This window comes from Streptomyces sp. NPDC042371, assembly GCF_056437465.1.
In genome coordinates this window covers 141,823-154,646 of record NZ_JBWKAP010000001.1, presented here as the reverse complement: position 1 = coordinate 154,646, position 12,824 = coordinate 141,823, and the positions used below count along the sequence as shown (strand labels likewise).

Here is a 12,824-nt window from a genome sequence, read left to right as displayed (position 1 = left end):
GGATGAAGAAACCCTCATGCGCGGGGCCCCGGGGCCAGGAGAGCCCTAGGAGTCGAGGCCGATCGCGAAGGCGGCTTCGAGGTCGTGCTGCGAGTACGTGCGGAACGCGACGTGCGTGTCGGTCCCCTCGACACCGGGGATCTTGCTGATTCGGCCGGGGATGACGTCCGCCAGGTCGTCGTGGCGCGGCACGCGCACCATCGCGATCAGGTCGTACGTACCCGTCACGGAGAAGACCTCGCTGACCGAGTCGAGCGCGGCGATCGACTCGGCGATCTCCGGAATCCGGTCCACGCTGGTCTTGATGAGCACGATCGCGGTGATCACGGCTGGCTGTCTCCCTCGGTGGCCGGTGCGCTGCCTTTCACATGCACTCTAGTCCTCCGCACCCGCCACCCCCACGCGAAGAGGAACCCGAGCGAGAAGCCCACGAGGTGCGCCAGATAGGCCACTCCCGTGCCCTTGCCGCCCTGCCCCGCCGCCAGCCACTGCAACGCCACCCAGAACGGCAGCACCACCCAGGCCGGAAAGCGCAGCGGCAGGAAGAAGAGGAAGGGGAAGAGGCTGGTGACGCGCGCCCCAGGGAAGAGATAGAGGAAAGCACCGAGGACGGCGGAGATCGCTCCGGACGCCCCCACGAGCGTCTGGTCGGAGCCCGCGTGCGCGGCCGCGTAGGCGAGCAGGGCGAAGTATCCGCAGCAGATGTAGAAGAGCGCGTACAGGAGGTGCCCCATGCGTTCCTCGACCATGGCCCCGAACACGTACAAAAACAGCATGTTCCCGAGCAGATGAAGCCAGCTTCCGTGCACGAACAGAGCGGTGAACGGTCCGAGAGCGGCACGCGGGACGCCCTTGAAGAGCTCGACGGGGACGACGCCCCACCGCTCGAAGTAGGCCTGCTGCGCGGCGAGCAGTTCATGGCCCTTGCCGTAGGCGGGATTGAACCCGGACACCGGAGAGATCACGAAAATCACGCAACAGACGGCGATCAGTCCGTACGTCACCGGGGCGGACTGTCCCCTGAGCAGTCGGCCCGCCTTCGTACCCCATGTGGCGATCATGAACAGAGCATGACGTAACGGGTGCTACCCGCACAGACCGCCATGCCGCTCCGGAGGCCGCCGCATGGCGCCCCTTACAGGCCTTAGGGTTACGGGCAATACGCACCACGGAAACCCGCGTAGGCATCCCGGTCGCCGAAGACGTCGCCGACAAGTCACCGAAGAAAGCGATACAGCCACGATGACGGTTCCCCTGCCGACGGCCACCACCCGGTGGCGCTGCACGCTGTGCGGCAATCTCACGCGATTCGACGTGACCCGCAGCTCGAAGGTGGTCGAGTATGTCCATCTCGACCTGGCCGGAGAGTCGAACGTCGAGGAACGCGAGGTGGTCAGTGAGACCATCGAGTCGGTGCGCTGCCGGTGGTGCAACGCCGTGGATCAGGTGGAACTCGTGGACAGGCCGGGCGCCGACTCCTGAGGGAGCGGGGCCCGCACAGCTAGTGGGGTGACGGATGGTGGAGAGCTCAGGCGGGGAGCCGGACGACGGCGCCGCTGAGGTGCTCGACCGTCCGCTGCCCGACCGGGTGCGGCGGCGGGTCGTCCAGCTCGTCTCGGACGGTTTCGGCGGCCTCACCCTGGCCGAATTGCCCGCCCAGCTGCGGCAGTACGCACGGTTCACGCCGACCAGGCGCGCCAAGTTCGCGGCCAACGCCATGGCGGCCGCGGTGGAGAGCGACACCCTCTTCCGCCAGCGCATCGGCGAACGCCTCAGAGAGGTCCAGCCCGAGCTCGCGGGCGCCCTGGACGCGGGCGCGCCGCCCCCCGCGGCCGACCCCCTGGACGTGGCGGCCGCCGCCTATGTGCTGCGGCCCACCGGATGGGTGAAGCTGGTCACCGCGGCGGGCGAGGAGGCGCAGCGCGCCGACGCCGAGCGCGTCGACGACGAGACCAGGGCGGAGCTGGACCGGCTGCGCGAGGAGCTCGTCGCGGCCCGCGGCCAGACCAAGGCGGAGACCGAGCGGCTGCGCACCGAGCTCGAAGCGGCGCGCAGGGAAGCCGAATCGATGCACCGCAAACTGCGCGGCGCGCTCAGTGACGTCAAGCGCGGCGAGGCCGCGCTGCGCAAGGCCGCCGCCGAGATCGAGGCCGTGCGCGCCGAAGGGCAGGCGCAGGTGTCCGCCGCCGAGAGCGAGACGCGGCGCGTCAAGGCGCGGCTCGGCGAGACCGAGGCCGCCCTGGAGGCCAGCCGCAGGGCCGCGCGCGAGGGACGCAGCGTCGAGGACATGCGGGTGCGCCTGCTGCTCGACACGGTCCTGGACGCGGCGCAGGGGCTGCGGCGCGAGCTGGCCCTGCCGCCGGTCTCCGTGCGGCCCGCGGAGACCGTGGACGCCGTCGAGCCGGGGCGGATGTCGCCCAAGGACATCGCCGCCCGCGCGCTCTCCGAGAACGACCCGGCGATCCTGGACCAGCTCCTCGCGCTGCCCCAGGCACACCTGGTGGTGGACGGCTACAACGTCACCAAGACCGGCTATCCGACCATGCCGCTGGAGAAGCAGCGGCTGCGGCTGCTCGGTTCGCTCTCGCAGCTCGCCCTGCAGTCGGGCGCCGAGGTCACCTGCGTCTTCGACGGCGCGGAGCTGGCGGCGCCGGTGCTGCTCGCGCCGCCGCGAGGGGTGCGGGTGCTGTTCTCCAAGCCCGGCGTCACCGCCGACGAGTTGATCCGTCAGCTGGTGCGCGCGGAGCCGCCGGGGCGGCCCGTGGTGGTCGTCTCGACCGACCGCGAGGTGGCCGACGGGATCGCGAAGGCGGGGGCGCGGCCAGTGGCTTCGGCGGTGCTCCTGAAGCGGCTTTCGCGCGGCTGAGGAAGCGGCTTTCGCTCGGCTGAGGGGTACTCGTAACTCCTGCGCGCTATGCCCGAATTGAGGCCTCCCTCACGCGACGTAGTGTCAAAAGATCATTACTGACTGTGCGTTATCGGTAAAGAATGCCCTCCGCGGGCGATTTTTTGCCGGTGTGATTTGAACTGATCACAAGAAGGTCACTAAGGTCTCGCCTCGAACCTCCGCACGGTTGATCACCCATCCGGGGTGACGGCGGCGGTACCCGCCCACCGGGTCTCGGTAGGCGGCTGGAGGAAGAAGGAGCCGCCTTCGTGGCGTCCCACCGTCGACCCAAGCAGCCGAGCCGCACCCGCGTGACCGTGCTCACCGCGACCGCCGCCGCTGCCGTGGCCCTCACCTCGCAGGGCGCCGCCCAGGCCGCTCCGAAGCCGAGCAAGGACGAGGTCAAGTCCAAGGTCGACAAGCTCTACGAAGACGCGGAGCGGGCCACCGACAAGTACAACGGGGCCAAGGAGAAGCAGGAGAAGCTCGAGAAGCAGATCGGCGATCTCCAGGACAAGGTCGCCCGCGGCCAGGAGGAGCTCAACGACCTGCGCGACGGCCTCGGTTCGATGGCCAGCGCCCAGTACCGCTCCGGCGGCATCGACCCCTCCCTGCAGCTCTTCCTCTCCTCCGACCCGGACAACTACCTCGACAAGGCGTCCACCCTGGACCAGCTGAGCAGTCAGCAGGTCGACGGGCTCAAGAAGGTCCAGAAGAAGCAGCGGGACCTCGCGCAGCAGCGCAAGGAGGCCGCGGGCAAGCTGGACGACCTCGCCGACACGCGCACGGAGCTCGGCAAGAAGAAGAAGGAAGTCCAGGCCAAGCTCGGCGAGGCGCAGCGGCTGCTCAACACGCTGACCGCCAAGGAGAAGGCGGCGCTGGACGCCAAGGAGCAGAAGCGCGCAAGCCGCGCCGCCGACGAGCGCGTGGACCTCGGCGACGAGGCCCCCGCCTCCGGCCGCGGTGCCGCCGCCATGGCTGCCGCCGCCACCCAGATAGGCAAGCCGTACGTCTCCGGCGGCACCGGCCCCAACTCCTACGACTGCTCGGGCCTCACCCAGTGGGGATTCGCGCAGGCCGGTGTCCACATCTCCCGGACCACGTACACCCAGCAGAACGACGGCACGAGGATCGGCCGCGGCGACCTCAAGCCCGGTGACCTGGTGTTCTTCAACAACCTCGCGCACGTCGGCTTCTACGCGGGCAACGGCCAGGTGCTGCACGCCCCGCACCCCGGCGCCTCGGTGCGCTACGAGTCGATCTCGTACCTCGGCACCTTCCAGTTCGGCGTCCGCGTCTGACGTCAACGCATTGCCGGGACCGCCCAAACGGGCGAATTCCGGCAACTCCCGCTGACCCCGCGCCCCGTTGATGACCTGCGTCAGAAGCGGGGCGTCGGGCTGTCCGCGCCCTTTCGCACCCGGACGGGTCTTTGGCCGTCGGTTGCCGCACGGCTACTGTCGGCGCGCATTCCCCCGGACAGCCGGGGGTTCGTCAGCGGAAGGGAGAGCGGCTTCCCGTGGGGTTCCATCGCCGTCCCGCACAGTCCGGCCTCGACCGGAGCACGCGCGTGACCGTCCTTTCAGCGGCAGCGGCTACCGCGGCGGCGGCCCTGGCTGCCGCGCCCGCAGGTGCCGCGCCGCAGGACAAGCCGTCCGACACGCGCGCCAAGGTGGACCGGCTCTACGAGCAGGCCGAGCAGGCGACCGAGTCGTACAACAAGGCCGACGAGCGCGCGGACAAGCTGCGCGCGCAGGTCGGCCGTGCCAAGGACAGCGTCGCGCGCGGCCAGGAGCGCATCAACCGGATGCGCGGCGCCCTCGGCGCGCTCGCCGGGGCGCAGTACCGCTCCGGCGGCATCGACCCCTCGCTGGCCCTGATGCTCTCCAGCGACCCGGACGGCTATCTGGAGCGGGCCTCGGTCCTGGACCGCGTCAGCGCCCGCCAGGCGGGCGAACTGGCCGATCTGCAGCAGGCGCAGCGCGGCCTCGCGCAACAGCGCACCGAGGCGGGCCGCAAACTCGCCGAGCTGGAGAAGAGCCGCACCGCCGTCGCCCGCCACAAGCGCACCGTCGCGCACAAGCTCGCCAAGGCGAGGCAGCTGCTCAACTCGCTGCCCAGCGAGGAGCGCAAGGCGTACGACAGGTCCTCGCGGTCCGACGGGCGCGCCGATCTGCCGGAGCTCGGGGGCGCCCCGGCCTCCTCGCGGGCCGCCGCCGCGATCGCCGCCGCCAGGTCCGCGGTCGGCAAGCCCTATGTGTGGGGCGCCAACGGACCCTCCGGATTCGACTGTTCCGGGCTCATGCAGTGGTCGTACGCCCAGGCCGGTGTCAGCCTGCCGCGCACCTCGCAGGCCCAGCGGTACGCGGGGCGCCAGGTCTCCCTGTCCGAGGCGCAGCCCGGTGATCTGGTCGCCTATCGCGACGACGCCAGCCACATCGGGATGTACATGGGCAACGGCCAGGTGGTGCACGCCCCCTACCCCGGTGCGCCGGTCCGCTACGACCCCGTCGGCATGATGCCGGTGTCGTCCGTGACGCGGATCTGACCGGCCGTCCGCCGGTCGCGCCCCGTACGATCGGGAAGGTGGCAGGTCACAGACGTGGGTCGTGGGTGGTGGCGCTGTGCTGCGCGCTCTGTCTCGCCGTGCTGGCCGGATGCGGCGCCCGTGGCCCCGTCCCGGACGCGGCCGCGGGCGAGGTGCGCGGCCTCCTGGAGAGGCGGGCGCAGGCCGTCCTCGACGGGAACGGGAAGGCGTTCGACAGGACCGAGCGGCCCGCGCGGGGCGCCGACGACCTCTTGGGCCGTCTCCGCGCCGTCCCGCTGGACTCCTGGGACTACCGGCTGACCGGCCTGGACCGCGAGGGCGCGCGGGCCACGGCACGCGCCGAACTCCACTACCGCATCAAGGGCTACGACCGCGCGCCGATCACCGCCGAGCGCACGCTCTCGCTGCGGCGCGACGACGGGAAGTGGTACGTCACCGCCGAGCGCCCCGCGAAGAAGTCCGGCGAACAGCTCTGGGACCAGGGGCGCGTGACGGCCGAGCGCGGCGAGCGCAGCCTCGTCCTCGGCGTCGGGCAGAGCGCCGACGAGCTGCGCGCCCACCGCGAGCTCGCCGACCGGGCGGTGCCCGCGGTGCGGGACGCCTGGCCGGGGAAGTGGCCCGGGCGGATCGTCGTCCTCGTACCCCGGTCCCTGGACGGCATGGCGGGGCTCCTCGGGGCGCCCGCCTCCGGCTACCGGGGGATCGCCGCGGTCACCACCGGCGAGACGGGCGGTTCGGGGCGGGCCCCGGCCGACCGGATCATCCTCAACCCCGAGGCTTACGGCGTCCTCGGCGACTTCGGCAAGCGGGTCGTCCTGACCCACGAGGCGACCCACGTCGCGACCCGCGAGGAGACCTCCGCGGCCACCCCGCTGTGGCTCTCCGAGGGCTTCGCCGACTGGGTGGGCTACCGCGGCACGGGCCGCACCGCGGCGCAGGCCGCACCCGAGCTGAGGCGCGCGGTGCAGCGCTCGCAGCTGCCCGCCGCGCTCCCCGAGGACGAGGACTTCGGCTTCGGCGGGGACGCCAAGAAGCTCGCGGGGGCGTACGAAGGCGCCTGGCTCGCCTGCCGGATGATCGCCGAGCAGTGGGGCGAGCGGAAGCTCACGGACTTCTACGCGGCGGTGGGCGCCCACAAGGGGCGGGCGGGCGCGGTCGAGGGCGCGCTGCGGGACGTCCTGGACACGACGCTCGAGGACTTCACGGCGCGCTGGCGTACGTATCTGCGTGCGGAGCTTGGCTGAGCTGCTCCGGCACCGGCCGCGGCGCGGTCCCGCGCGGCACGGACACCGTCCCGCGCCACAGGTTCCGGCAGGCCAGCACGGTCGCCGCGACCAGCAGGCCGTTCCGTACGAGCAGCAGGGCGAGGCCCAGCGGGTCGCCGGTCACCACGTGCGAGAACCACACGGGGAACTCCAGGAACGTCACCAGCGTGGCCGCCAGGACCAGCCGTGCGGGCACCACCATGGGGCTCGCACGGAACGCCAGACACACGGCGGCGGTCCCGACCAGCCACAGCATGTACTGCGGGCTGATCACCCGGCTCGTGGTGGTGAAGAGCAGCACGGCCACGAAGGCCGCGTCCGCGGGAGTGCTCGCCGCGCGGGTCCCGGCGCGCAGCCGCCACACCAGGAGCCAGCAAAAGGCGGCCACCGACAGGGCCTGGGCGACCGCGCTCACCAGCGGGACGTACGGACCGAGGAATTCCACCGAGCCGTAGTTGAGCCGCACTTCGCCCTGCCAGCCGAAGTGCCGCGCGATGTGGAAGGTGAGGGCGCCGAGCGACTCCACCTCGGTGCCGCGGTCGCGCTGGAAGGTGAGGAAGGCCAAGGCGCCCGGCATCGTCACCAGGAACGCCAGCGCGAGGGCCAGGGCCGTACCGGCGGCTGCGGCCCACGACCGGCGCGTCGCCCGCCCGCGCGGGGTGCCGACAAGCAGCAGCACCGGCCACACCTTCAGCAGCGCCCCGAACCCCGCGAGCACCCCCATGGTGCGCGGGTGCCGCGCCCCGGCGAGCAGCGCGGCGACCGCGAAGGCGGCCACCATCACGTCGTACCGCGCATACGCCGTGGGGCCGAGCAGGGCCACGCCCGCCACCCACATCCAGGCGCCCCGCAGCGACTTCCCCGGGCGCCGTCCCGCGTACAGGAGCAGCCCCCACACCGCCGCGTCGCACAGCAGGCACAGGACGAAGAAGGCCGTCGCATAGCCGAGGAAGGGCAGCAGGGCGGGGGAGAGGACCGCGAGGGCGGCGGCGGGCGGGTACTGCCACGTGACGTCGTCGAGCGGGAAGGTGCCGGTGCGCAGGACCTCGTACCAGCCCTGGTAGATGACGGAGACGTCGCTGGTCACGTCGGGCCCCGGAGCCGTGATCACGCCGAGGACGCAGAGCAGCAGGAGGGCCCTGGTCAGACCCCAGACGGTCAGGATGCGCACCATGAGCGCCTCGCCCCATTTCATGCGTTTCATTGTGATTCGAGGAGTCATGATGCCGGGCGGGCCCCGGCGAGGGCGAAGAGGCTGGGCCGTTCGGTACTGTCGTGCGCGATGCACAAGACCCTGATCGTCACGAACGACTTCCCGCCCAGGCCCGGTGGCATCCAGGCGTTCCTGCACAACATGGCGCTGCGCCTGGACCCCGAGCGCCTGGTCGTCTACGCGTCCACCTGGAAGCGCGGCCGCGAGGGCGCGGAGGCCACCGCGGCCTTCGACGCCGAGCAGCCCTTCCAAGTCGTACGCGACTCCACCACGATGCTCCTGCCGACCCCGCGCGTCACCCGCCGCGCGGCCTCGCTCCTGCGTGAACACGGCTGTACGTCGGTGTGGTTCGGGGCGGCGGCGCCGCTCGGGCTCATGGCGCCCGCGCTGCGCAGGGCCGGGGCGACACGGCTCGTCGCCACGACCCACGGACACGAGGCGGGCTGGGCCCAGCTGCCCGCCTCGCGGCAACTCCTGCGGCGGATCGGCGAGTCGACGGACACGATCACCTATCTCGGCGAGTACACGCGCTCACGCATCGCCGCGGCGCTGACCCCCGCCGCGGCCGCCCGGATGGTCCAACTCCCGCCCGGCGTCGACGAGAAGACCTTCCACCCGGACTCCGGCGGCGACGCGGTACGGGCCAGGCTCGGCCTGACCGACCGCCCCGTCGTCGTCTGCGTCTCACGCCTCGTGCCGCGCAAGGGCCAGGACACGCTGATCCTCGCCATGCCGAGGATTCTCTCCGCGGAGCCGGACGCGGTGCTCCTGGTCGTCGGGGGCGGCCCGTACGAGAAGGACCTCCGCAGGCTCGCGGCGGAGACGGGTGTCGCGGACTCCGTGCGGTTCACCGGGGCGGTGCCGTGGGCGGAGCTGTCCGCGCACTACGGCGCGGGCGACGTCTTCGCCATGCCCTGCCGGACCCGGCGCGGGGGCCTGGACGTCGAGGGCCTCGGCATCGTCTACCTGGAGGCGTCGGCGACGGGCCTGCCGGTCGTCGCGGGCGACTCCGGCGGGGCGCCGGACGCGGTGCTCGACGGCGAGACGGGCTGGGTCGTCCGCGGAGGCGCCCCCCACGAGGCGGCCGACCGCATCGTCACCCTGCTCGGTGACGGGGAGCTGCGGGCGCGGATGGGGGAGCGGGGCCGTGAGTGGGTGGAGGAGAAGTGGCGCTGGGACCTCTTGGCGGAGAGCCTGAAGGAACTCCTGTAGTGCCTACGGGGCTGCCACGGGGGCTAGTTGCGCGGCTGACCGCCGGTGGGACTTGCTCGCGCAGTTCCCCGCGCCCCTGAACGGCGGCTGCGCCGCCGCCAGGGGCGGAGCAGGGGGGAAGAGGGCGAAGGGGGGCGCGGGGGAGCGGGCGCGCGGGGCGCAGCCCCCGCTCCAGGGGCGCGGGGAACTGCGCGAGCAACCACGAACACACCGAGAGCCGCGAACAAAGCGCACCCCCACGGCGAGTGGGCGCCCCCGCCAACGCTACCCGCGGTAAATCGCCTCGATTTCGTCCGCGTAATCCTTGGCCACCACATTCCGCTTCAGCTTCAGCGAAGGCGTCAGATGCCCCGACTCCTCCGTGAACTGGGAGCCGAGGACCCGGAACTTGCGTACGGACTCCGCCTTGGAGACCGCCGCGTTGCCGTCGTCCACCGCGCTCTGGATCGCCGCCAGCAGATCCGCGTCGTCACGGAGTGAGGCCGCCGTGGAGTCGGCGGGCTTGCCGTGCTCGGTGGCCCAGCGGCCGAGGAACTCGTCGTCGACCGTGACGAGCGCGCCCACGAACGGGCGGCCGTCGCCGACGACCATGCACTCGGCGACCAGGGCGTGCGCGCGGATGCGGTCCTCGATCACGGCGGGAGCGACGTTCTTGCCGCCGGCCGTCACGATGATCTCCTTCTTGCGGCCGGTGATGCGCAGATAGCCGTCCTCGTCGAGGGTGCCGATGTCGCCGGAGTGGAACCAGCCGTCGGCGAGCGCCTCTTCGGTCGCGCCCTCGTTGTTCCAGTAGTGCGAGAACAGGTGCTCGCCGTGGAGCAGGACCTCGCCGTCGTCGGCGATCCGCACCACGGAGCCCGGCAGCGGCTGGCCGACCGTGCCGATCTTCTGGCGGTCCCACGGGTTGAAGGCGGTGGCCGCACAGGACTCGGTCAGGCCGTAGCCCTCCAGGACGGTGAAGCCGATGCCGCGGAAGAAGTGGCCGAGGCGCTCGCCGAGCGGGGCGCCGCCGGAGATCGCGTACTCGCCGCGGCCGCCGAGGACCGCGCGCAGCTTGCTGAAGACCAGCTGGTCGAAGACCTTGTACTTGATCTTCAGGCCGAGGGAGGGACCCGACGGGGTGTCGAGCGCGCGGCTGTACGCGATGGCCGTGTCCGCGGCCTTGTCGAAGATCTTGCCCTTGCCGTCGGCCTGCGCCTTCGCGCGCGCCGAGTTGTAGACCTTCTCGAAGACGCGCGGCACGCCCAGGATCATGGTCGGCCGGAAGGAGGCGAGCTCGTCCGTGAGGTTCTTGACGTCGGGCGCGTGGCCCAGCTTGATCGGCGCCATCAGCGCGGCGACCTCGACGAGCCGCCCGAAGACGTGCGCGACGGGCAGGAAGAGCAGGACCGAGCACTCGCCCGTACGGAAGAGGGGCTTCAGGCGCTCCACCACGTTGCCGCACTCCGCGAAGAAGCTGCGGTGGGTGAGGACGCAGCCCTTGGGGCGGCCCGTGGTGCCCGAGGTGTAGACGATGGTGGCCGGGTCGTCGGCCCCGGCGACCGCGCTGCGCTCGTCCACGGTCGTGTCCGGGACGTCGGCGCCGGTGCGGTGCAGCTCGTCGACGCCGCCCTTGTCGATCTGCCAGATGTGGTCGAGAGCGGGCAGCCGGTCGCGCACCGAGTCGACGGCGGCGGCATGGGCGTCCAGCTCGACGATGCAGGCCACGGCGCCGGAGTCGCCGAGGATCCACTGGATCTGCTCGGCCGAGCTCGTCTCGTACACGGGGACGGTGACCGCGCCCGCGCTCCAGATGGCGAAGTCGAGGAGCGTCCACTCGTACCGGGTGCGGGACATCAGGCCGACGCGGTCGCCCGGACTCACTCCGGCGGCGATCAGACCCTTGGCGGTGGCGCGCACGTCGGCGAGGAAGGCCTTGGCTGTGACGTCCTGCCAGCGGCCGTCGACCTTGCGGCCGATGACGGCGACGTCCGGGTGCTGCGCGGCATTTCTACGGACGATGTCGGTCAGATTGCCGTCCGCAGGGACCTCGTACAGGGCCGGAAGGCTGAACTCGCGCAAGACTGCTGCTCCTACATAGGGCGCCGGCGCCACGACGTTGTGTGCTGCGACGGTGCGGTCCAAGATCGGGCAGGTGCTCAGTCGAGTGGGGGGCTGAGCACTACTGGACTGCCCGGACGTTACCCATCGGTATGGCTGGTTCGGTAGGGGGGCAGGCCCAGATGTTCGGTGCGTCACACGTCGTCGTGGTCTGAATCGCACAGTACGCCACCGTCTTCCCGACTCGGAAGTAACCGCAGGTCCGGCCGCTGTAATGGGCCTCTACCGTCTGCGGGGCGGCCGTCCTAGGGTGATCGGCATGCCAGCTTTCCGGGTCAATGTGGTCAGTGACGTGCACGGCAACACCGAAGCCCTCGCGCGGGCGGGGGACGGCGCGGACGCGCTGGTCTGCCTGGGTGACCTCGTCCTCTTCCTCGACTACGCCGACCACTCGCGCGGCATCTTCCCCGACCTCTTCGGCGCGGAGAACGCGTCCAGGCTGGTGGAACTGCGCACGGCACGCCGTTTCGACGAGGCCAGGGAGTTCGGCCGGAAACTGTGGGGGGCCATCGACAGCGAGCGGGGCGCGGCGATCGAGAGCGCCGTCCGCAAGCAGTACGCCGAAATGTTCGCGGCCTTCCCCACTCCGACCTACGCCACCTACGGCAACGTCGACATCCCCTCCCTGTGGCCCGAGTACGCCGGGGACGGCATCACCGTCCTCGACGGCGAGCGCGTCGAGATCGGCGGCCGTGTCTTCGGGTTCGTCGGCGGCGGGCTGCGCACCCCGATGCGTACGCCCTACGAGATCAGCGACGAGGAGTACGCGGCCAAGATCGAAGCCGTCGGCGAGGTCGACGTCCTGTGCACGCACATCCCGCCGGACGTACCCGAGCTCCTCTACGACACCGTGGCGCGCCGCTTCGAGCGGGGCAGCCGGGCGCTGCTCGAAGCGATCCGCAGGACCCGCCCCAAGTACGCCCTCTTCGGCCACGTCCACCAGCCGCTGGTCCGGCGCATGCGCATCGGGGCGACGGAGTGCGTGAACGTCGGGCACTTCGCGGGGACGTCCAGGCCGTGGGCCCTGGAGTGGTGACCACCCGGCGCGCGGTAGCCTTCACGCGTTGCACAACCCCCCTCATCCCGGACCGCACCTGGAGGAGCCACAGCGATGGCGGAACACACCAGCTCGAGCATCACGATCGAGGCGGCACCGGCCGAGGTCATGGGAGTGATCGCCGACTTCGCTCGCTACCCGGACTGGACCGGAGAGGTGAAGGAGGCCCAGGTGCTCGCCACCGATGAGCGGGGCCGCGCCGAACAGGTCCGTCTCGTCATGGACGCGGGCGCGATCAAGGACGACCAGACGCTCGGCTACACCTGGACCGGCGACGACGAGGTCAGCTGGACCCTCGTGAAGTCCCAGATGCTGCGCTCGCTCGACGGCTCCTACCTGCTGCGGCCCGCGGGCTCCGGCACCGAGGTCACCTACCGCCTCACCGTCGACGTCAAGATCCCGATGCTCGGCATGATCAAGCGCAAGGCGGAGAAGGTCATCATCGACCGGGCGCTCGCGGGCCTCAAGAAGCGAGTCGAGTCCAAGGAAGCCTGAGGGCACTGAGGGGGAAGCCGGGCGCAGCCCGGGCTTCAGGGGCGCGG

General features: G+C 71.5%; 12 protein-coding genes. 8 read left to right on the top strand and 4 right to left on the bottom strand.

The window, feature by feature from the left end; genetic code table 11:
* Positions 1–45: 45 nt before the first annotated feature.
* On the bottom strand, positions 46–327 hold the full coding sequence (locus AC068B_RS00710; RefSeq protein WP_055566223.1) for an Lrp/AsnC family transcriptional regulator: 282 nt from the start codon (positions 325–327) through the stop codon (positions 46–48).
* Positions 324–1,061, bottom strand: a complete 738-nt coding sequence (locus tag AC068B_RS00705) for a rhomboid family intramembrane serine protease (RefSeq protein WP_468560059.1) — start codon at positions 1,059–1,061, stop codon at positions 324–326. The genes AC068B_RS00710 and AC068B_RS00705 overlap by 4 nt, the downstream gene beginning before the upstream one ends.
* A gap of 181 nt (positions 1,062–1,242) precedes the next feature.
* Here AC068B_RS00705 and AC068B_RS00700 point away from each other — a divergent pair, with 181 nt between their 5' ends.
* The 5 genes from AC068B_RS00700 (at position 1,243) to AC068B_RS00680 (ending at position 6,679) form a co-directional block, all read left to right on the top strand.
* Entirely contained in the window at positions 1,243–1,482 is a 240-nt protein-coding gene (locus tag AC068B_RS00700) for a hypothetical protein (RefSeq protein ID WP_055566221.1), read from the top strand.
* A gap of 34 nt (positions 1,483–1,516) precedes the next feature.
* Positions 1,517–2,866 (top strand): NYN domain-containing protein, encoded by a 1,350-nt coding sequence (locus AC068B_RS00695; RefSeq protein WP_478668073.1) that lies wholly within the window; start codon positions 1,517–1,519, stop codon positions 2,864–2,866.
* Between the two features lie 290 nt (positions 2,867–3,156).
* Positions 3,157–4,188, top strand: a complete 1,032-nt coding sequence (locus tag AC068B_RS00690) for a C40 family peptidase (RefSeq protein WP_468560064.1) — start codon at positions 3,157–3,159, stop codon at positions 4,186–4,188.
* Between the two features lie 218 nt (positions 4,189–4,406).
* Positions 4,407–5,435, top strand: coding sequence for a C40 family peptidase (locus AC068B_RS00685; protein ID WP_478668072.1), 1,029 nt, complete (start codon positions 4,407–4,409; stop codon positions 5,433–5,435).
* 38 nt (positions 5,436–5,473) lie between these two features.
* On the top strand, positions 5,474–6,679 hold the full coding sequence (locus tag AC068B_RS00680; protein ID WP_478668070.1) for a hypothetical protein: 1,206 nt from the start codon (positions 5,474–5,476) through the stop codon (positions 6,677–6,679).
* On the opposite strand, the gene AC068B_RS00675 is transcribed toward AC068B_RS00680, so the two are convergent.
* The gene (locus tag AC068B_RS00675; RefSeq protein ID WP_478668069.1) at positions 6,636–7,895 is read right to left on the bottom strand and encodes a glycosyltransferase 87 family protein; all 1,260 of its coding nucleotides are present in this window, start codon (positions 7,893–7,895) and stop codon (positions 6,636–6,638) included. The genes AC068B_RS00680 and AC068B_RS00675 overlap by 44 nt on opposite strands.
* Positions 7,896–7,982: 87 nt before the next feature.
* On the opposite strand from AC068B_RS00675, the gene AC068B_RS00670 reads away from it, so the two are divergent.
* The gene (locus tag AC068B_RS00670; protein WP_478668067.1) at positions 7,983–9,125 is read left to right on the top strand and encodes a glycosyltransferase family 4 protein; all 1,143 of its coding nucleotides are present in this window, start codon (positions 7,983–7,985) and stop codon (positions 9,123–9,125) included.
* A 264-nt stretch (positions 9,126–9,389) separates the two neighbouring features.
* On the opposite strand, the gene AC068B_RS00665 is transcribed toward AC068B_RS00670, so the two are convergent.
* Entirely contained in the window at positions 9,390–11,186 is a 1,797-nt protein-coding gene (locus tag AC068B_RS00665) for an AMP-dependent synthetase/ligase (protein WP_478668066.1), read from the bottom strand.
* Positions 11,187–11,484: 298 nt separating this feature from the next.
* Between AC068B_RS00665 and AC068B_RS00660 the strand changes: the two genes are divergently transcribed.
* Together AC068B_RS00660 and AC068B_RS00655 are read left to right on the top strand one after the other, a co-directional pair.
* Positions 11,485–12,261 (top strand): metallophosphoesterase family protein, encoded by a 777-nt coding sequence (locus AC068B_RS00660; RefSeq protein ID WP_356267909.1) that lies wholly within the window; start codon positions 11,485–11,487, stop codon positions 12,259–12,261.
* 75 nt (positions 12,262–12,336) lie between these two features.
* Positions 12,337–12,777: an SRPBCC family protein gene (locus AC068B_RS00655; RefSeq protein WP_468560078.1), complete on the top strand. Its 441-nt coding sequence runs from the start codon at positions 12,337–12,339 to the stop codon at positions 12,775–12,777.
* Positions 12,778–12,824: the final 47 nt, after the last annotated feature.